We start from the raw sequence: 20,820 nt of genomic DNA on the forward strand, positions 1-20,820 counted from the left end.
TGAATGCGTTAATTCTTCTAGTTGTCTTGCTTTACTTTAAATCGTTCAACAGATTTATTTAGTTCTTGCGACATTGACAATAAATTCTCAATTTGTTCACTAACAGTGGCCATATTAGCAGCTGTTTCAGTAGCTGAAGCTGCGACTTCCTCTGTGCTTGAAGTTGTTTGCATCGCATAAGATGAAGATTGCTTTGAATGGTCCTGAATTGAAGTGACACTTGTTTTTTGTTCTCCTAATAAATCATTCATAGAATTGATCGTAAGTACAACTTTATCCATAGATGCATTTATTTGTAGTAAAGCCGTTTTTGCTTTTTCGGCCGCCTCAGTTTCTTTTTGTGCTTGTTCAATACTTTGTATCATTGTTTTATTCACATTGGATATTGAATCAAGCACACTTGAAATAATCTCTTCTACTTTGTTAGAGGCATTTCTACTTTCTTCCGCAAGTTTTCGGACTTCATCAGCTACAACAGCAAAACCTTTACCATGCTCACCAGCTCGTGCTGCTTCAATGCTCGCGTTTAACGCTAATAAATTTGTTTGATCAGCTATATCTCTTGAAGTTTCAAGAATTGTACGAATTTGATTTGTCCTATCTTCTAGTATTTTTACTTCAGTAGAAGATTGATCTGTCGCATCAGCTAATGCTTGAACACCGGTGATGACATCTTCCAAAATGGTTTGATTATCAACAATCGTATCTTGTGTTTCTTCGGCTGTTGTAACAACCTCATTTCTTTGCTTATCTATTTGAGTAGCAATTTCCATAAATTGATCTATTTTGTCGTCTGTTTCTTGACTTATAGCAGCTTGATACTCTGATCCTTGTGCAATTTCATCAATGGCTGCTGTTATTTGTTCAGATGAGATAGCGACTTCGTTAGCTGTCTGTCTCAATTGTTCTGATGTATTAAGGGTTACGTTTGAGGCTTCTTTAGTATTTCTAACGATATCATTTAAACTTATAATCATATCGTCAAATGACTTGGCCAATTGACCGATCTCGTCTTTACGAGTGATGTTCGTCGTATTCGTTAAGTCACCTTTGGCAATACGTTTAGCAACGATCATTAATTTCTTTAAGGGCTTTACAAGTCGATTTGAAAATATAAAAGCTATAAATGTAATCACAATTTGTGATAGGACGATGACAAGAATTATAACATTTCGTATTTCTGTTACTGCTCCAAAAGCGATTGACACAGGAGTATCTACAAAGACTGCAACACCTAGCTCATGATCATATACATAAGAGGTTACTTGCTCATCACCATTTTCATTTTTAAACACTCCGACCCCACTTAATAGAGAAGTACCTTCCGCAAACTCATTCCCTTCTACTTTTGAAACCATATCACTTACACCCTCGTGGTCAAGAAATGACATCAATTCCTGATCATTGGTTTCTAGTTGAGACTGTTCATCTGAGGCAACTCCAAATCCTGCAGATGACACGAGGAACATGTTTTGGTCTGTATTGGATGCAGTTCCTCTAAGTTCCCTCCAAGCAGTACGGATATCTATGTATGTTCCAATAACACCTATCGGTTTTTTAACTAAATCTGTTACTACTTTAGACACTTCTAATGTAAAAACGGGTCCCATTGTATATTTACTTTCTTTAATCTTGCCAATAAAGAGACCAGATTGCATGGCTTTATTATATGCTTCATCATTACTTCGATCTGAACGTGAGATGGAATACCCTTGTCTCAACTCTTCATTTCCGCTATCGTTAATATGATAAATATCTAAAAATTTAGAATTTGAAGAGCGCATTCTAGAATAACCTTTACTAATATTTTGATCAGTTTCATTCATTAACATTTCTGACATGAGTGTTATTTCTTCAACTGTTGTGTTAACGTAGCCTTGTAATGACTGTAACTGAGTTTCAGCAACCATCAAAGATTGAGTTTGTATATTTTCTTCCATTTTCTTTGTGACGTAAGGTGTAATAATTAATATAAGTAACAAGCCGGTAGTAATCATAGAAATTAAAAATAGCAAATTTATTTTAATGCCAATTCCGTGTATGTTTATTTTTGGTTTTGTACGATTTGTATGTTTTTTTGCTATTTTCATCGTGTTCTTGTTTTTTCGCACACAATAGTCCCCCTTAAAATAATCAATTATAGCAATTATACCATTATTTATGAAAAGGAAACTATTGATATCGAAAAATTACTTAATAGAACAAGGTAAATAGAAGTGGATTTATAGTATAGTTTTTTAAGCAAACAAAAAGTGTGACGTTTGAAACTTAATACGTCACACTTCCTATCTTAGAGAAGGTAAAGAAAGATCTGAAACTATCTCATCTTTCTACCTAACCCCATCGCATTTTTCATTTTTCTTAGCATTTTATTTGCATTATAATTTGCTTTTTCAGCGCCTTCACTTAATATGTCGTCCAATTTATTAGATTCCATTAAATGATTATATTTTTCTTGTATAGGAGTCAGTGATTGTTTGACGACATCAGCTAGTTCAGATTTAAATACTCCATAACCTTTGCCTTCATATTGTTGCTCAATTGATGAAATTGGCTGACCGGTAAGAGCGGAATATATCGTAAGTAAATTTGAAATTCCTGGCTTTTGATCTTTATCAAATTTAACGATACCGTCTGAATCAGTTACGGCACTTTTTACTTTTTTCTCAATAGTTTTTGCATCATCTAATAAAGTAATAAATGATTTTGTATTTGGGTCAGATTTACTCATTTTTTTTGTAGGATCTACAAGTGACATTACACGAGCCCCATGCTTAGATATTCGAACTTCAGGGATGGTGAAGATATCATTATATTTTTTATTAAAGCGTTCAGCTAAATCACGGGTTAATTCAATATGTTGCTTCTGGTCCTCTCCCACTGGAACGAGATCAGTATTATACAATAAAATATCAGCAGCCATAAGAGGTGGATACGTTAACAAACCAGCTGAAACTCCATCATTACGACTTGATGATTTATCTTTATACTGTGTCATACGTTCAAGCTCACCTATATGAGCAATACATTGGAGCATCCAACCTCCTTCAGCATGTGCAGGTACTTCCGATTGTATGAACAATGTGGATTTTTGAGGGTCAATGCCTACTGCTAAATAAAGAGCTGCTAAGCTCCGAATATTGTTTCTTAATTGTAATCGGTCCTGTGGTACGGTAATCGCGTGTAAGTCAACAATACAGAAATAACATTGATACTCATGCTGCAATTCTACAAATTGTTTCATTGCTCCAATGTAATTTCCTAATGTGATGGATCCGCTCGGCTGTATGCCCGAAAAAATAGTTTTCATATCATTTTACTCCTTATATTTAAGTTCCTAAACTAATGGACATTCTGATATGTAAAGATGACAAAATGAATGATGTAATGAGAAAAGTGCAAGTTTATTTATATGTCACAACTTTATCATCTTTAGTTAAAAGCAAAAAAACACAGCATTTTAATATAATTATAAGTATTGCAAAATTATATAAAAAAAAAATAGTAAATGCAAACTTTATATTATAAAAACAAAGAAAATTAGCATACTAAAGACTGTAAAATGCGAGTAAGTAAAAACTATTTCAATAAAAGAATAACGACTTTTTTTATTCACTCAATGTAATAAAAATACATATATAGAAAGGGGAAGTTCAATAGGTAAATATTTCATTGGTTTATTTTTGTAATAAAAACAAAAATAAACATAATAAATACAACGATTTTATAGGTATATAGTACTATTTATTCGTGTCGAATGGTAACCGTATCAGGGATATCAATTATTATCGTATTCAAAATTTATGCACATTAAGTCGAAAACTTGTATAATAAATTTTGTGGTTTTAAAACTACTCAACATGAAAATTTAATGAAAAGGAGAGAAACACAACATGAAGAAGACAAAAATGTCATTACTTCTAACATTAATTCTTGCTTTGAGCGTGTTCGCAGCTGCATGTGGTACAGCAGAAGAACCTGCAAAAGAAGAAGATACTGGTACTACTGGTGAAGAAACTTTAGCAGAAGACCAAACTCTAAGAATTAATAATAATTCTGAACCTAGTACTTTAAATCCAAGTTTAGCAGAAGATACGACTTCTTCAGCAGTACTATTACAGACGTTTGAAGGATTAACTCGTATTGGTAAAGAAGGTAGCCCTGAAGAAGCGATGGCTGAAAACATAGAAGTTTCGGAAGATGGACTTACTTATACATTTACTCTACGTGATGACGTTAAATGGTCAAATGGAGATCCTGTAACTGCTAATGATTTTGAATATGCATGGAAATGGGTCCTTAATTCAGGAGAAGCAAACTATGCATATCAATTATATTATGTGAAAAATGCTGAAGCAGCGTCAAAAGGTGAAGTTTCAATTGATGATGTTGGTGTCAAAGCTATTGATGATAAGACACTTGAAGTACAATTGGAAAATCCAACACCATATTTCTTAGAACTAACAGCATTTTATACTTACTATCCAGTAAATAGCAAAATCGCAGAAGCTAACGCAGATTGGGCTTTAGATGCTGGAGATGATTATACATCAAACGGTCCTTTCAAAATGACTACTTGGGAACATAACGATAAGATCATATTAGAAAAGAACGAACATTATTGGGATGCAGATAATGTTAAGCTTGAAACAATTGAAATAGTCATGATTAATGATGCAAATACTGAATTAACGATGTTTGATAATGACGAATTGGATTGGGCTGGGAACCCAACAGGAAATTTACCTACAGAAGCACTTCCAACCCTTAAAGATCAAGGTGCATTATCAATCAATCCAATTGCTGGTGTTTATTGGTACAAGTTTAATACATCAGAAGCACCATTTAATAATGCAAAAATCCGTAAAGCTTTCGCGTATGCAATTGACCGTCAAGCGATTGTAGATAATATTTCTCAAGGTGGAGAAATTCCAGCATTGGGAATTATACCACCGACAATCTTCCCTGAAGCTGAAGATCAAGGTTACTTTAAAGATGCAGATATTGAGACAGCAAAACAGCTTTTAGAGGAAGGGTTAGCTGAAGAAGGTTTTGCAAGTGTAGATGATTTACCATCAATTACACTTTCTTACAACACTCTTGAAGCACATGCCAAGATTGCTCAAGCTATTCAAGATATGTGGAAGAAAAATCTAGGCATAGAAGTTGAATTGTTAAACCAAGAGTTTGCAGTTCATCTTGACGCAATGGATGCTGGTGATTTCCAAATCGCTCGTCTTGGATGGTTAGGTGATTTCAACGATGCAATGAACTTCTTAGAAATTTACAAAGAAATTGGTGGCAACAACGACACTCGTTGGGAAAATGAAGAGTATAAAAACTTGTTAAATGAATCTAATACGGAAACTGATCCAGAAAAGCGTAAAGATCTGTTAAAACAAGCTGAAGAAATCTTCATGGATGAAATGCCTGCAATGCCAATTTATTACTACACAAATAAGTACGTGAAAAAAGATAATTTAAAAGATGTTGTAGTATCCGGTTTAGGTGATGCACAATATAAATGGGCTTATTTCGTACAAGAATAATATTTTTCAAAATGGTTAAATGTACATTATTAGCTGTTTTATAGCATTAATAAGTAATGGTATATGGAGACTTTCTCCGTATACCATTCTTTACGATTAGGGTTTTGTCAGAATATTGTGGAGGTGTAAACCCTTGTTTAAATATATAGTAAAGCGTTTAGGCTTTATGTTAATCGCACTTGTGTTAATTGTTACTGTTACTTTCTTTCTCATGCAGGCAGCACCTGGAGGCCCATTTACTTCGGAAAAGCCGCCACCACCGGAGATTCAACAAAAATTAAATGAATATTATGGGCTTGATCAACCATTGTATGTTCAATATTTTGATTATTTAGTTTCAGTCGCTAGTTGGGACTTCGGTCCATCATTTAAATATAAGGGTCAATCTGTAAATGACTTTATTAATTCAGGATTCCCTGTGTCGTTAATACTAGGACTGGAGGCTATCTTTCTAGCATTGGCTTTTGGTGTACTATTCGGTGTTATTTCAGCTCTCAGGCATAATAAATGGCAAGACTATTCTGTGATGATTTTAGCGGTATTAGGGATATCTGTACCAAGCTTTATCATGGCATCGGTCTTACAATATGTGTTTGCGATAAAATTAGGGGTATTTCCTGTCGCAAGATTTGAATCATTTTCTTACCATGTTTTACCTGCGATTGCTTTAGCGTCGACACCGCTGGCATTTATCGCACGACTTACTAGATCAAGCATGCTTGAAGTGTTAGCTTCAGATTATATAAGAACGGCGAAAGCAAAAGGTATAAAGAATACCGTTATCGTTGTCAAGCATGCGATTCGTAATGCTTTAATGCCTGTAGTCTCTTATATGGGTCCACTAACTGCTGGGATATTAACAGGTAGCTTTGTTATCGAGAGTATATTTGGTATTCCTGGTCTAGGTAGCCACTTTGTTCGGTCGATTACAGACCGTGATTATACAACGATTATGGGTGTAACTGTGTTTTATAGTATATTGTTACTCGTTTCAATCCTTTTAGTGGATATATTATATGGATTAATTGATCCTCGTATTAAGCTTGCTCAAGAGAAGGGGGATTAATATGGATAAACAATTAGAAGAATCACAAACGATACAACAGAACTTACCTAAAGAATTATTCGAACGAACAAATGCTGAAGCACATGAAGCAGAAAAATTAGGGAAAAGCATCACATTTTGGAAAGATGTTTGGCTGCGCTTTAAAAGTAATAAATTAGCTGTATTCGGTATTTTTTTATTGTTCATACTCGGAATTATGGCATGGGTTGGTCCAAGCTTGACCCCCTATGATTATGCGACAAATGATTTAACCCAAGCGAATAAAGCACCTTCAAGTGAACATTGGTTTGGTACAGATAGCCTTGGTCGTGACGTGTTTACAAGAATTTGGCATGGTGCGCGAATTTCATTGTTTATCGGTTTAGCGGCTGCAACAATTGATTTAATTATCGGTATCATTTGGGGTGGTTTAGCAGGTTATCTCGGCAAGAGAACGGATGAAATATTAATGCGTATCGCCGATATTTTAACAGCTGTTCCATATTTGTTAGTTGTAATTTTGCTAATGGTTGTATTAGAACAAGGCTTAACAACAATGATTATTGCGATGTCTATAACCGGTTGGATTAATATGGCTAGAATCGTTCGGGGGCAAGTCCTACAATTAAAGTCTCAGGAATATGTGTTAGCAGCTCAAACGTTAGGTGCAAATACGAAAAGAATTATGGCTCGACATTTAGTTCCCAACTCAATGGGACCCATTTTAATTACAATGACATTAACGGTTCCTGCGGCGATCTTTACTGAAGCTTTCTTAAGTTACTTAGGCCTTGGTGTACCAGCACCGCTCGCTAGCTGGGGAACGATGGCAAGTGAAGGTGTACCAGCAATGAAATATTATCCGTGGCAATTATTCTTCCCGGCTATATTTATATGTTTAACCATTTTTGCTTTTAATGTCGTTGGAGATGGCTTACGAGACGCACTTGATCCACGACTACGAAAATAGGGGGGAGAAAAATGAAGCCAATTTTAGAGGTAAACGATTTAGCTATTTCTTTTCACACTTTTGCAGGAGAAGTAAAGGCAGTCCGTGGCGTAAATTTTCATGTAAACAAAGGAGAAACGCTAGCTATCGTTGGTGAGTCAGGTTCAGGGAAAAGTGTGACAACACAGTCAATTATGAAGCTTATTCCAACACCTCCAGGGGAGTATGTACGGGGCTCGATCATGTTTAATGGTGAAGACATTGTCCAAAAATCAGAGAAACAGATGGAAAAAATCCGCGGTAAAGATATTGGGATGATTTTCCAAGATCCGATGACTTCATTAAATCCAACGATGAAAGTCGGGCATCAAATCATGGAAGGTTTAATCAAGCATCAAAGTATGTCAAACGCTGATGCAAAAAAAGAAGCGATTAATTTACTGGACATGGTAGGTATTCCAATGCCAGAAAAGCGTGTGGATGAATATCCTCACCAATTTAGTGGTGGTATGAGGCAACGTGTTGTCATTGCGATTGCATTATCATCTCGTCCAAAACTATTGATCTGTGATGAGCCTACAACTGCTCTCGATGTGACCATTCAAGCGCAGATTCTCGAGTTATTAAAGGATTTACAAGAAAAGATGGATATGGCAGTTATATTCATTACCCATGATCTAGGCGTTGTAGCAAACGTAGCTGATCGCGTTGCGGTTATGTATGCTGGGCAGATTGTTGAAACTGGGACAGTAGATGAAATATTCTATAGTCCTGAACATCCATACACATGGGGGTTATTAGGGTCAATGCCAAGTCTTGAAGGCAGCGAGGATGAGCTATATGCGATTCCAGGTTCACCACCTAATTTAATTAGCCCACCTGTAGGAGATGCATTTGCATTGAGAAGTGAATACGCGATGAAAATTGATTTTGAAATGGAACCACCGATGTTTAAAGTATCAAATACTCACTATGCAAAAACATGGCTATTACATGAAAATGCACCGAAAGTTGAGCCACCTGAAATAGTGCAGCGTATGAAAAAGCAATATGAATCTTTCAAACGCAGTCATGAAAGAGGGTAAATGAAAATGACGAATAGAAGAGAAAAATTGTTGGAAATTCAAGATCTTAAACAGCATTTTAAAGTTAGCAAAGAAAACACAGTAAAAGCTGTTGATGGTATTTCCTTTGATATATATAAAGGTGAAACGTTTGGCTTAGTTGGAGAATCAGGTTGTGGAAAATCTACTACAGGAAGAACGGTCATTCGTTTATATGATGCAACTGATGGCAAAGTTATTTTTGGTGGGGAGAATGTCCACGGGAAGAAGTCGAAAAAAGAATTAAAATCTTTTAATCGAAAAATGCAGATGATCTTTCAGGATCCCTATGCGTCACTAAATCCACGAATGAAAGTATCTGACATTATAGCAGAAGGAATTGATATTCATGGCCTCGCTTCTTCTAAACAAGATCGAATGAATAGAGTCCATGAGCTGCTAGAAATCGTTGGACTTAATCGTGAGCATGCGAGTCGTTATCCCCATGAATTCAGTGGCGGACAAAGACAACGTATAGGTATTGCAAGGGCACTAGCAGTAGATCCAGAATTTATCATTGCAGATGAGCCTATTTCAGCGTTGGATGTATCTATTCAAGCTCAAGTAGTGAACTTGATGAAACAGTTACAAAAAGAAAAAGGATTGACATATTTATTTATTGCGCATGATCTTTCGATGGTCAAATACATTAGTGATCGAATTGGTGTAATGTATCGTGGGAAAATTGTAGAACTAGCAAGCAGTGATGAGCTCTATAACGATCCAATTCATCCTTATACGAAAGCACTGTTATCAGCAATTCCATTGCCTGACCCAGAACATGAGCGCTCTCGTAAAAGAATAATTTATGACCCTTTGCAGCATAATTATGACGCTGAAGCTCCTGCAATGAGAGAAATTAAACCAGGGCATTTCGTCTATTGCTCAGAGTCTGAATACAAACGTTATAAAGAAGAACGGAAATAGTAACGATAGATCTCTTTTTTAAGGGATCTTCTTTTTTTAGCCTCTTTTCGTAAACCTTGTTGCTATTGTTACCAAATTAGCATAGTAAGAAGGAGTTTCAAAAAATTTGACATCGTTTTTTAGAAGGCAAGATGCCAAGAATGATAGTTGAGATTACATTCGAAAACACCAATTAATGAGAAAGCCTTCTATTAAGAACATGGATTGTTGTTTTCCATATTTTTTAGTAATGGTTCTTTTCGAATACTTTGTTGCTTTTTTTCACTTACATTTGAGTAACTAATGTGTATGAAATAATTATTATAGTCTTTAGAGAAGAAACATACCACGAAAGCCTGGTTTATACGTATTTATTTCTTAGTACGAAAAGCAACAATCGATGCGAAACAAACCTAAGTAATTAACACTTCTTGTCCTTTATACTTGAAAGTTGTATATTATCTATCTAGCCGTCCTATGTTCTAATAAACGCACTATTTTAGCACACTAAGAAAATTAAAATGTTAGACGAGCTATTCATCATATAAGTTGGTTGAGGCTAAATCAAACGATAGGTCAAAAAATGCTCGAATTACAACAATATAATAGCCAAAAAATAAAATAATTTGATAAACATTACCCCAAAAATTAGTTATTTGATTTATAATTAAATTAATTCATCTTAGTTGGGGGAACACTCATTTATGAATATAAAGAGATATTTTATTACACTTATAACTGCTAGTATGTTGTTTTTTTTGTTTGGTACAGATGGGTATGCTAAGCAAATAGAGACAACTTCGGTAAGTAATCACGTTATAAAAAGGTCAGTTGTAAATAAAAAGAGCCTACCTGAACAGCTACCTCGTTACATGTTTGATTCTGGGTTGTCCTTTGAATACCCGGACGCAGTAAGAGGGATTTATGTGACAGGCCATTCAGCGGGTGGAGATAAATTTGGTTCTTTAGTTAATTTAGTTGAGTCATCGGATTTAAATGCAATGGTAATAGACATAAAAGATGATTATGGAAATATGACATACATACCAGAAAACCAACCATATAAAGAAATTGGAAAAAACTACATTAAAGATCCTTCAGTTATGTTAAAGACACTAGAAGAAAAGAAAATATATCCAATTGCTCGGATTGTAGTATTCAAAGATAGCGTCCTTGCAAATAAATATCCTGAATGGTCATTTAATGAGGAGAATAATATTTGGACAAATAGACGAGGGGAATCTTTCGTTAACCCATTTATAAAAGAAGTTTGGGATTATAATGTAGGTATAGCAATTGAAGCAGCAAAGCTAGGGTTTCAAGAAATTCAATTCGATTATGTGAGATTTCCAGAAGGGTTTGAAAAACGCGATTCAATTTTATCGTACAGTATGGGAGAATATGCAAGCAAGGATATAGATAATGTTCAAAAGCGTGTTCAATCAGTTACAGATTTTGTTGCCTATGCAAAAGAAAAGCTTAAGCCATATGGAGTAAAAGTATCAGTGGATATTTTTGGTTATACAGCAACATTGCCTGAAGCTCCAGGGATAGGGCAAAATTTTTCTAAAATATCAGCAAATGTTGACGTTATTTCGTCAATGATTTATCCTAGTCATTGGACAACATATTTCGGTATTCAAAAGCCAGATTTAGAACCGTATAAACTAGTTACAGAATACATTAAGGTTGAAGCTGAGAAGTTAAAGGAGTTAGCTAATAGTCCTATTTCTAGACCTTGGCTTCAAGATTTTACTGCTTCTTGGTTAGGAAATGGTAACTATAAACCATATGGCAAAGCTGAAGTAGAGGATCAAATTAGAGCTTTGAATGAAAATGGTATAAATGAATTTTTACTTTGGAATGCAGGTAACTCCTATACAGAAAATGTAGATTATACCCCGTTGAACTAGGAAATTACTTGTGAAGGTCGATAGAAATAAATCAATGGAGGTATTGGAATGGTTATTGATTATTTTACTGATTTTGCTATAGTAGCTGTACTAATCATAGGTATTACCGCTATGATGGGAGTCATGTTAAATGGTATTGGAGAAAAGTTTTTCGGAGGAAGAAAGAAAGCTGAATCTTTTAATCAATCTGCAAATACACAAGTCGGTTGGAGAAGTGTTGGAGGGAAGAGAAATTAAATTAGCAGGAGACTATTTTTGTAAACCTAGTTTTAACGATTGTTAACATCGTTAATGTAGGAAAGGTGCTACGAACTAGTTGTATCCGTTTTAAATTGTTATTTCGAATACAGTCAATGAGAAAACAGTCTGCTCATAAAGATTCAATACGATTAGATACAAGTTGCATTTTAGGAAAATTTAACCTGAATAAAATATATATAAGAAAAAACCTAGCTGTCGCTGGGTTTTTTTACACATAATTAATTGAAAAAAGTATATCTTTCTAAATATATTTATTGTATAATTATCGATAGACATTACTTATTTAGATTCATTTCAATTTAGATTTTTTTTTCTTTTTTTGAAACTTTTTATATTTATTTACGTATAACATTTTAGAGAGTATCAAAAGGTGAGAATATAAGCTGAAGAGTTGTTTATAACTATAATGTTACAACATGTTTGCTCGTACAATTGGTTATACATTCTCTTATCAGATATACTGAACTTTTGGTAACTTTTATCTTATGAAATTATTTCTTATGTGAGCTTTCTATCCACATAAATTATGGGAGTGAAGAAACAATGGTAACTTTATATTCATCACCAAGTTGTACTTCCTGTCGCAAAGCGAGATCTTGGTTAGAGGAACACGATATTTCATTTAAAGAACGAAATATATTTTCAGAATCTCTAACTATCGAAGAAATTAAAGAGATTTTAAGAATGACAGAAGAAGGAACAGATGAAATTATATCTACAAGATCAAAAACTTTTCAAAAATTAAATGTCAATGTTGATACTTTACCATTGAATGAATTGTATAGTCTTATTCGTGAAAACCCTGGATTGTTACGGAGACCAATAATTATTGACGAAAAAAGACTTCAAGTAGGTTACAACGAAGATGAAATTAGAAGGTTTTTACCACGTAAAGTCCGAACTTTTCAATTGAAAGAAGCGCAAAAATTAGTTAACCAATAATCTGGAATAAAAAAAACTTCTACATTTCGATGTAGAAGTTTTTTAGCTTAAGTTATTTTGCAAACTTTTCTGCTATTAATACTAATTTAAAAATACGCAAATATTGGTTGTATATGTGTGTATTCGTATTAAAGAAGAAAAAATTTCACGAACTCTATTTTGTACGTATTTTTTAAATTGTCATATAACAATCAAGGCCATAGCATAAGCTGAGATTTATAACGAATAGCTTGTTGGTTTTCGTCAGATGCTATTAACAAAAGCAAAGTTCCGATTTGTGGATGCATTCTAGTTTTTTTACAAGACTAAATAAAGAGCTTATCAAAGGTAGTTAATTTAAAAGTCTTGTGCCGTTTAACGAACTACTCTGATCCGATTACTAATATATCCACTTGCAATTACAAGTAAAATGCAAATATATGGTATAATGAGTTTTACGTAATTATAGTGGTTGAAAAATTGTGTGAAATATAATTCATGCGTAATCATTCTTCCGGCAGTAAATGCTAAAATACTTGCTCCAATATAAATAATAATAGGGTATTGATCCATTATGTATAATATTAGTTTGCTGCCCCAAATAATAATTGGAACAGAGATTAACACGCCGATTATTACGAGTGGAAAATGTCCTTGTGAGGCCCCAGCTATTGCAATTACATTATCTAAACCCATTATAATATCTGCAAAGACAATTGTTCGAATAGCGATAAATAAAGAAGTACTTGCTTTGAGTGTTGTTTGATCTTGACTCTCTGACACGAGTAATTGATAAGCAATTCGGAGAAGTAATATTCCACCAATCATGTACAATAACGGGATAGTCATTAATAAAGCTGCAATAATAGTTAAACAAATACGAACAATAATAGCAAAGGTAGTACCTATAAAGATTGCTTTATTCCTTTTAGCTTCAGGAAGATTTCTTGTTGCTAAGGCAATTACAACAGCATTATCGCCGCCTAATACGATGTCAATTCCAATAATCATCATGATTGTAATTACGTAATCAAAATCCATTCTCGTCCTCCTGTTAAGTAAATAATATCGCTATTTTTTTATGGCTCTTTTCGTATAAATTTAGTTGATTCTTTTACTAAATGAAGGCTGTTAACCAAATTTAATGACATCATAGTGTTTGGTGCCTCAAAAAGATGGTTATATTGTGATTATTTATTAGGTAGCAAAATAAAAATGCGAAAGCAGCTTTTTTATTAATAGTACAAGTATAGTAAGCAACATTCATCATTATGACGAGTAAATAACAAATATATGGCATCTTTGAAAAATGATATTTTATATAGTGTTACGTGTTATAAATGATCTCGCTCTAGAAGATTTGATGGAGAGAAAAAGTACGATGCACTGCTATGTTGATAAACTAGCTACGAGTCCATAAAATGGGGACTAATTAAGTTTAAATAGGCTTTTTATCTGCTCTTATTGGGCAGTAGATGGTTTTTAAATAATCGCTATTTTTTATTTCCATTCCTTTTGCATTTATCATAAAATAAAAGTACAAGAATGATTATAATCGTGAAAAAGTGTATCACGGGGGTAAATAAGTCCCTTCAAAAACATCCTATGGAAGGGAGTTAATTATATGGAAATTGAACGTATAAATGAGAATACTGTAAAATTTTATATTTCATATTTAGATATTGAAGAAAGAGGATTTGACCGTGATGAAATATGGTATAATCGTGAAAGAAGTGAAGAACTTTTTTGGGAAATGATGGATGAAATTCACCAAGAAGAAGACTTTGTGGTGGAAGGTCCGTTATGGATACAAGTCCAAGCATTGGATAAAGGGCTTGAGGTACTCGTTACAAAAGCTCAACTTTCTAAGGATGGGAATCGGTATGAGATTCCTTTATCAGAAGATCGAATAAAGGAATTACCTGTTGATGAGAAAATTGAAGAGTTACTTGATCAGCAATTTAGCCCAGCAAAGGATGATTATAATCAAAATGTTAACCAAGTAGACGATGAACAACTCGAATTTTTACTTAGGTTTGATGATTTTGAACATATTATCGCATTGTCACATCGAATAGATGCATCACAATTCAAGAATCGATTATTTTCATTTGAAGGACAATATTATTTATATGTTGAATTTAATGAAGAAAACATGATTGGAGATGAATTGGACGCTATTATAAGCTTGTTGTTAGAGTATGGTCAAGAAACAACAGTTACAATTCATCGATTAGAAGAGTACGGAAACGAAATCATTAAAGAAGATGCAATGGCGGTAATAGCTAATCATTTCCCATCAAGATAATAGAAGCCGATTTCTGAAATAGTGAAATCGGCTTTATTAAAATACTTGTAAGTTATTAAATGCAGTAATGCAATTGGACTTTTGCCCACGTTAGTGTGGGCAAATTTTAATTAATTTTGCTAACTTAAGATTGAAGAACTGTAGTATGAGGCGGTGTGGGGAATGAAAAAAACATTACAGGTTTTAGTATTTTCACTTATTATAGCTACCTTATTTTATGTTACAAAACAATATTGGGAAGGATGGATTCTAGGAGCGGCTAGTTTAATTATTAGTTTATCAGTTATTTTCATTGGTTTTGTTATTTTCTTAGAAAATAGAAATCCAACAGCAACATTAACATGGCTTATCATTTTAGGTAGTGTTCCGTTGTTAGGTTTTATTTTTTACATAATATTTGGTCGTAATTTTCGCAAGCGTAAGTTATTCGCTAAAAAAGCGTTATTAGATGAACAGACATATTTAAAAATTGAAGGTGGACCATATTGGAGTGAGGAAAAAATTACTCATATGGGAGAGCATCAACAGCTTCTTTTCCGCCTTGCACAGAATTTAGGAAAAAGCCCTATATCTTTTTCAACAGAAACGAAAGTGCTTACAAATGGTGAGGAAACATTTTCCCATATTTTAGAGGCGTTAAGAGAGGCGACACATCATATACACCTTGAATATTACATCGTAAGGCATGATGACATTGGGCAGCAAATCAAAGATATTTTAATTGAGCGAGCACAACATGGAGTTCAAGTTCGTTTTTTATATGATGCAGTTGGCTGCTGGAAACTTTCAAGAAGCTATATTGAAGAATTGAGAAAAGCTGGCGTGGATATGATTCCTTTTTTTCCAGTTAAATTACCAATTCTAAACCACAAAATAAACTTCCGTAATCATCGAAAAATAGTAGTGATTGATGGAACTATTGGTTTCGTAGGTGGTCTAAATATTGGCGATGAATATTTAGGAAAAGATTCTTATTTTGGTTTTTGGAGAGATACACACTTAGCTGTTCAAGGTGAATCAGTGCGGACTCTACAATTGATTTTTTTGCAGGATTGGTACTATATGACTGGTCAAAAGTTGCTAACTCCAAGCTATTTGTCTCCACAGTTAATTGATAAAGAGAACTTGGGCGGCGTTCAATTAATTGCTGGTGGACCAGATAATGAATGGGAAATCATAAAGCAGCTCTTTTTTTCTATGATCATTTCTGCAGAAAAATCTGTTTGGATTGCAACTCCGTACTTTATTCCTGATGAAGATATTTTCACTGCGTTAAAAGTTGCTGCTTTAAGCGGAATTGATGTAAGAATATTGATGCCTAAACGCCCTGATAAAAAGATTGTATTTTATGCATCCCGTTCGTATTTTCCTGAGCTGTTAGAAGCTGGGGCGAAAATATATGAATACAAAAAAGGCTTTATGCATAGTAAGATTCTAATTGTCGATGATGAAATTGCCTCAATTGGAACATCAAATATGGATATGAGAAGTTTTCATTTGAATTTTGAAGTGAACGCATTCTTATATCGAACAAATAGCATTCGAGCATTAGTAAATGATTTTATTCATGACATCGCTCATTCTGATATTATTACCGAGGAGCAATTTAGTACGAGACCAATTTGGGTTCGTTTATATGAGTCAACTGCAAGATTGTTGTCTCCACTATTATAACGAGGATATCTTTATTGAGGGTCAAACTTTGCGGTTTAGACCCTTTTTTATTTAGGCTCTTTTCGTAAACATTATTGCTTTTTTTACTTATATTTGAGCAACAGGTTTTTTAGATAAGAAAAAATGCCATGACCGTTTATTAAGCATGTTTAGCTCTTATAATGAAAAGCAACAATTAATGCTATAGCAGCAAATTATATTAGGCGGTTATGATGTATACCGATAAAAATTACCAAGTTACGGTAAAACAGGTTATAACTTGCGATCAGTAACAATTCTTCTTTTAATCGTTGACAATTGCCTACAATATGTGATTGCAAATTTAATTAAATATTAGCACCACAATTTTTGTAAATAGTTTAAAGGGATTTTCCTATTTTAGTTGAATGACAAATAGAAAGGGTGGTGACAATGTGTTAGTAGCAAAATTAAGTAATAATGAACAAGTATCGTTAGTTGAAAACTGGACGAGAAAGGAGCTTGAAGTTTTAAAAAGAGACGAAAGCTTTTATTGTCCATCTTGTGGCGAAATGATGTACCTTAAGCTTGGAACGAAAAGAATATTTCACTTTGCACATCAAACGAAGGAGAAGTGTAGATTTTCGATTGAACCAGAATCTCAGTATCATATGGAAGGGAAACGTGAGTTATATGAGTGGTTAAAAAAACAACCATTTTCAATCAAGCTAGAGCATTATATAAGCAACATAAAACAGCGACCTGATTTAATTATTAGTGACAATCATCATGTATATGCGATTGAGTTTCAATGTTCTACGATTAGTACTGAACTTTTTGCCAAACGAACAGCGGCTTATAAAAAATATGGCATTATTCCAGTTTGGATTTTAGCAGCTAGCTTTATGAAAATAACTTCTCGGTGCATGAAGGTATCTCAGTTTCAATCATTATTTATTGAAGATCAATATGCCCGTTATGGCAAGATCATATACTTTTGTCCGTATAAACGGCAGTTTTATATTAATGAAAATCCACTTTTCTTCTCTTCAACTGAAGTCCTCTCCGGTATAGTTTCTCTTCCACTTCATTCAAGTACATTTTATCAGCTGCTTAAATCAAGAGGTTTTCTTGGGAAAACGTTTTATGAAAATTGGGCTTATAAAAAGAAGTATTGGCGTTTATATTGTACGGTTTATCCTTCAAAAGACCTTGAAAAACTACTTTATGTATTATATGAAAAAGAAATTCCACCGAGTCTAATTCCTGCGGAAGTTGGCATACCGACCAATTATTCCTATTGGTTTAATACACCCTCGATTGTTTGGCAAGCTTATATCTATGTTGATATTATTACGAATAGTAATGGGGGAATTTTTACATTCAATGACATACTTAATAGTGTGAACCTACGGATCACTAATAATAAAATATCGATTAGAACATTACCTTTAGTGACAAACTCACAATATGCCAATGCTATTAGAGAATATCTGCTTTTATTAGAGAAATTACAAGTGATAAAAAAAATAAAAAATAAAGGATTTAAAGTAAAACAAGAATTTACACTACCTAAATCTTCTGAAGATGCAGTTTTATTGGATTATGATATAATGAATAAGTTACTATCATATAATAATATATAGTTATGTATGAATTGTTCAAACAATTTAGAAATGTGAATTTAAGGAGGCTATATGATGTCCGAACAGGCAGCAGTGAAGAAAATACCTACAAGAGATGAGATTAGTATTGAAGATACATGGAAATTAGAAGATATTTTTTCATCGGATGAAGTGTGGGAAAATGAATTTAATGCAGTGAAGGCACTTATTCCAAATGTCCAAAAATATAATGGGAAACTAGCAGATTCTGCAGAAGTTTTATATGATTTATTACAGTTACAAGATGAAATAACGATGCGACTTGGCAAACTTTATGCTTATGCACATATGCGTTATGACCAAGATACAACGAACTCTTTCTATCAAGGCTTAGATGACAGAGCAAAAAATCTATACACACAAGCTTCAAGTGCTTTATCATTTGTAGTTCCAGAAATTCTTGCCATGGAAGAGAGTCAGCTTAAAGAGTTTTTAGATAATAAAGAAGAATTAAAGTTATATAAGAAGGCATTGGATGATATTACTCGTCAACGACCACATGTGCTATCTTCAAGTGAAGAAGCTTTGTTAGCCGAAGCATCTGAAGTGATGGCATCTTCTAGTAATACATTTGGGATGCTTAACAATGCCGACCTTACATTCCCAACTATAAAAGATGAGAATGGGGATGAGGTTGAAGTAACACATGGACGTTATATTCGCTTCCTAGAGAGTGAAGATCGTCAAGTTAGAGAAACTGCATTTAAAGCTGTTTATGATACATATGGTAAATATAAAAACACATTTGCTAGTACATTAAGTGGAGCAGTGAAGAAGGATAATTTTAATGCACGAGTGAGAAATTATGAGTCAGCTCGTCATGCAGCATTAAGTACTAATAATATACCTGAATCAGTTTATGATAATTTAGTGGATACAGTAAATGATCATCTTCCTTTATTGCATAGATACATTTCTTTACGTAAAAAGCTGTTAGGTGTTGATCAACTTCATATGTATGATTTATATACACCACTTGTAAAAGATGTAAAAATGGAGGTAACCTACAAGGAAGCTAAGGATTATTTAATGAAAGGTCTTACTCCCTTAGGTGAGGATTACTTAGCAGTGATTAAAGAAGGGCTAGATAATCGATGGGTAGATGTTCATGAAACTAAAGGCAAACGAAGTGGGGCATATTCATCAGGGACATACGGTACAAACCCATATATTCTAATGAACTGGCAAGATAATGTTAATAACTTATTTACACTTGCACATGAATTTGGTCACTCTGCTCATAGCTACTACACTCGAAAATTCCAGCCATATCCATATGGAAATTACTCAATCTTTGTAGCCGAAGTAGCATCAACTTGTAATGAAGCGCTACTTAATGACTATTTATTAAAAACAATAAATGATGAACAAAAACGTTTGTATTTATTAAATCATTATTTAGAAGGCTTCCGTGGTACGGTATTCCGTCAGACGATGTTTGCTGAATATGAACACCTTATTCATCAAAAAGCGCAAGCAGGTGAAGCGTTAACTGCCGAATTATTAACAACGACTTATTATGATTTAAATAAAAAATATTTTGGAAATGATCTTGTCATCGATGAAGAAATCGGTCTTGAATGGTCAAGAATCCCTCATTTCTATTACAATTACTATGTATTCCAATACGCTACTGGATTCAGTGCTGCTACTGCCTTGAGTAAACAAATCCTTGACGAAGGTCAGCCAGCTGTGGATAGATATATGGACTTTTTGAAAGCAGGTAGTTCAGATTATCCAATTGAAGTATTGAAAAAAGCTGGAGTTGATATGACTTCATCAACTCCAGTTAAAGAAGCTTGTCAAGTTTTTGAAGAGAAGTTAAATGAAATGGAACAGTTATTAACAAAATAACTCGAAAAAGGAATGGGAATCCCCATTCCTTTTTATTGTCCAGCCAAGTGATGAATAAAAGAGTTGCACTTCCTTAATTAAACACCACGAAAGCGATTACGATCGTTAAGAAATATAATGAAACTTAAGATAGTTATAAAAAGTAAAGGAGAGCTAATATAGATTGGGATAATTTGCATTAACCCAAGTATTTGTATAGCTAAAGCAACTATAAAAAAAATACTAAATAGTACAACGACAAGTTTCATACCATCAACCTTTCTTTTCGTTAATATTATAATATTTGGAATGTGGTACGAGTGGTTATAATGTATATTGTATGATGGGTAAGTGTAATGTATGACAAAATTGTGAAAGAGTGAGCAGAGTTGTTGCTATTGTTTCATTCATCTGTTATATTATACTTGTGAAGTTAATCACAAACAAACAATACCCCTTGTTTGACCGTGAAAATTTCTCCCATCCCCTTTGTTGTCTTTAGACATACATGAAAAAAGCTTAGTTTATGATTACTAAGCTTTTTTTATTTGTCTATCTTCGTAAACCTCACTACTATTATTGTAAAAAAATGCTAAGAATACTTGTTGTGTTCGGTTATTATTTCAGTAAAAAAACACCACTATGTGAAAAGCGTTTAACAAAAATTTGCGTTGCTAATATTTTGTTAATTAGGTGTCCAAGTACGAGAACAACGTGTGTATATATGTTCGTTTAT

At 33.7% G+C, this 20,820-nt stretch carries 15 protein-coding genes; 12 read left to right on the plus strand and 3 right to left on the minus strand.

The features are described from left to right. Positions 1-17 precede the first annotated feature (17 nt). Both ACSVDA_RS01770 and trpS read right to left on the minus strand, forming a co-directional pair. Entirely contained in the window at positions 18-2,111 is a 2,094-nt protein-coding gene (locus ACSVDA_RS01770; RefSeq protein ID WP_485880354.1) for a methyl-accepting chemotaxis protein, read from the minus strand. Between the two features lie 206 nt (positions 2,112-2,317). After that, entirely contained in the window at positions 2,318-3,310 is a 993-nt protein-coding gene (trpS, locus tag ACSVDA_RS01775; protein WP_485880355.1) for a tryptophan--tRNA ligase, read from the minus strand. A 583-nt stretch (positions 3,311-3,893) separates the two neighbouring features. Between trpS and ACSVDA_RS01780 the strand changes: the two genes are divergently transcribed. The 8 genes from ACSVDA_RS01780 (at position 3,894) to spxA (ending at position 12,668) form a co-directional block, all read left to right on the plus strand. Next, entirely contained in the window at positions 3,894-5,549 is a 1,656-nt protein-coding gene (locus ACSVDA_RS01780) for a peptide ABC transporter substrate-binding protein (protein WP_485880357.1), read from the plus strand. 133 nt (positions 5,550-5,682) lie between these two features. Beyond that, complete coding sequence (locus ACSVDA_RS01785; protein WP_320258251.1) at positions 5,683-6,615, plus strand: ABC transporter permease; 933 nt, start codon at positions 5,683-5,685, stop codon at positions 6,613-6,615. A gap of 1 nt (position 6,616) precedes the next feature. After that, a complete protein-coding gene (locus ACSVDA_RS01790; RefSeq protein WP_485880359.1) occupies positions 6,617-7,564 on the plus strand; it encodes an ABC transporter permease in 948 nt (315 codons plus the stop codon). Positions 7,565-7,575: 11 nt separating this feature from the next. Next, a complete protein-coding gene (locus tag ACSVDA_RS01795) occupies positions 7,576-8,628 on the plus strand; it encodes an ABC transporter ATP-binding protein (protein WP_485880361.1) in 1,053 nt (350 codons plus the stop codon). Between the two features lie 6 nt (positions 8,629-8,634). Next, a complete protein-coding gene (locus tag ACSVDA_RS01800) occupies positions 8,635-9,573 on the plus strand; it encodes an ABC transporter ATP-binding protein (protein WP_485880363.1) in 939 nt (312 codons plus the stop codon). Positions 9,574-10,256: 683 nt separating this feature from the next. Continuing rightward, positions 10,257-11,465, plus strand: a complete 1,209-nt coding sequence (locus ACSVDA_RS01805) for a putative glycoside hydrolase (protein ID WP_485880365.1) — start codon at positions 10,257-10,259, stop codon at positions 11,463-11,465. 48 nt (positions 11,466-11,513) lie between these two features. Beyond that, positions 11,514-11,702, plus strand: a complete 189-nt coding sequence (locus ACSVDA_RS01810) for a hypothetical protein (protein ID WP_214483286.1) — start codon at positions 11,514-11,516, stop codon at positions 11,700-11,702. A gap of 567 nt (positions 11,703-12,269) precedes the next feature. Next, on the plus strand, positions 12,270-12,668 hold the full coding sequence (spxA, locus tag ACSVDA_RS01815) for a transcriptional regulator SpxA (protein ID WP_214483288.1): 399 nt from the start codon (positions 12,270-12,272) through the stop codon (positions 12,666-12,668). A gap of 354 nt (positions 12,669-13,022) precedes the next feature. On the opposite strand, the gene ACSVDA_RS01820 is transcribed toward spxA, so the two are convergent. Next, on the minus strand, positions 13,023-13,688 hold the full coding sequence (locus ACSVDA_RS01820; RefSeq protein WP_320208108.1) for a TerC family protein: 666 nt from the start codon (positions 13,686-13,688) through the stop codon (positions 13,023-13,025). Between the two features lie 583 nt (positions 13,689-14,271). On the opposite strand from ACSVDA_RS01820, the gene mecA reads away from it, so the two are divergent. From mecA to pepF, 4 genes are all read left to right on the plus strand, one after another. Beyond that, positions 14,272-14,955, plus strand: coding sequence for an adaptor protein MecA (gene mecA, locus ACSVDA_RS01825; protein ID WP_485880367.1), 684 nt, complete (start codon positions 14,272-14,274; stop codon positions 14,953-14,955). Positions 14,956-15,117: 162 nt separating this feature from the next. Beyond that, positions 15,118-16,629, plus strand: a complete 1,512-nt coding sequence (cls, locus tag ACSVDA_RS01830; protein WP_485880369.1) for a cardiolipin synthase — start codon at positions 15,118-15,120, stop codon at positions 16,627-16,629. A gap of 386 nt (positions 16,630-17,015) precedes the next feature. Further along, positions 17,016-18,233 carry a competence protein CoiA gene (locus ACSVDA_RS01835; RefSeq protein ID WP_485880371.1) on the plus strand — a complete coding sequence of 406 codons (1,218 nt, stop codon included), beginning with the start codon at positions 17,016-17,018 and terminating at the stop codon, positions 18,231-18,233. A gap of 54 nt (positions 18,234-18,287) precedes the next feature. Beyond that, positions 18,288-20,105 carry an oligoendopeptidase F gene (gene pepF, locus ACSVDA_RS01840; protein WP_485880372.1) on the plus strand — a complete coding sequence of 606 codons (1,818 nt, stop codon included), beginning with the start codon at positions 18,288-18,290 and terminating at the stop codon, positions 20,103-20,105. Positions 20,106-20,820: the final 715 nt, after the last annotated feature.

Origin of the sequence: Cytobacillus sp. Hm23 (assembly GCF_051842895.1) — a bacterium.
In the GTDB taxonomy this organism is placed as follows: domain Bacteria; phylum Bacillota; class Bacilli; order Bacillales; family SM2101; genus Nanhaiella.

Excerpts from the sequence above, each read along its gene's own strand:
- trpS (WP_485880355.1), bottom strand. The coding sequence starts at position 3,310 with ATGAAAACTATTTTTTCGGGCATACAGCCGAGCGGATCCATCACATTA.
- ACSVDA_RS01780 (WP_485880357.1), top strand. The coding sequence starts at position 3,894 with ATGAAGAAGACAAAAATGTCATTACTTCTAACATTAATTCTTGCTTTG.
- ACSVDA_RS01790 (WP_485880359.1), top strand. The coding sequence starts at position 6,617 with ATGGATAAACAATTAGAAGAATCACAAACGATACAACAGAACTTACCT.
- ACSVDA_RS01795 (WP_485880361.1), top strand. The coding sequence starts at position 7,576 with ATGAAGCCAATTTTAGAGGTAAACGATTTAGCTATTTCTTTTCACACT.
- ACSVDA_RS01800 (WP_485880363.1), top strand. The coding sequence starts at position 8,635 with ATGACGAATAGAAGAGAAAAATTGTTGGAAATTCAAGATCTTAAACAG.
- ACSVDA_RS01805 (WP_485880365.1), top strand. The coding sequence starts at position 10,257 with ATGAATATAAAGAGATATTTTATTACACTTATAACTGCTAGTATGTTG.
- ACSVDA_RS01810 (WP_214483286.1), top strand. The coding sequence starts at position 11,514 with ATGGTTATTGATTATTTTACTGATTTTGCTATAGTAGCTGTACTAATC.
- spxA (WP_214483288.1), top strand. The coding sequence starts at position 12,270 with ATGGTAACTTTATATTCATCACCAAGTTGTACTTCCTGTCGCAAAGCG.
- ACSVDA_RS01820 (WP_320208108.1), bottom strand. The coding sequence starts at position 13,688 with ATGGATTTTGATTACGTAATTACAATCATGATGATTATTGGAATTGAC.
- mecA (WP_485880367.1), top strand. The coding sequence starts at position 14,272 with ATGGAAATTGAACGTATAAATGAGAATACTGTAAAATTTTATATTTCA.
- cls (WP_485880369.1), top strand. The coding sequence starts at position 15,118 with ATGAAAAAAACATTACAGGTTTTAGTATTTTCACTTATTATAGCTACC.
- ACSVDA_RS01835 (WP_485880371.1), top strand. The coding sequence starts at position 17,016 with ATGACAAATAGAAAGGGTGGTGACAATGTGTTAGTAGCAAAATTAAGT.
- pepF (WP_485880372.1), top strand. The coding sequence starts at position 18,288 with ATGTCCGAACAGGCAGCAGTGAAGAAAATACCTACAAGAGATGAGATT.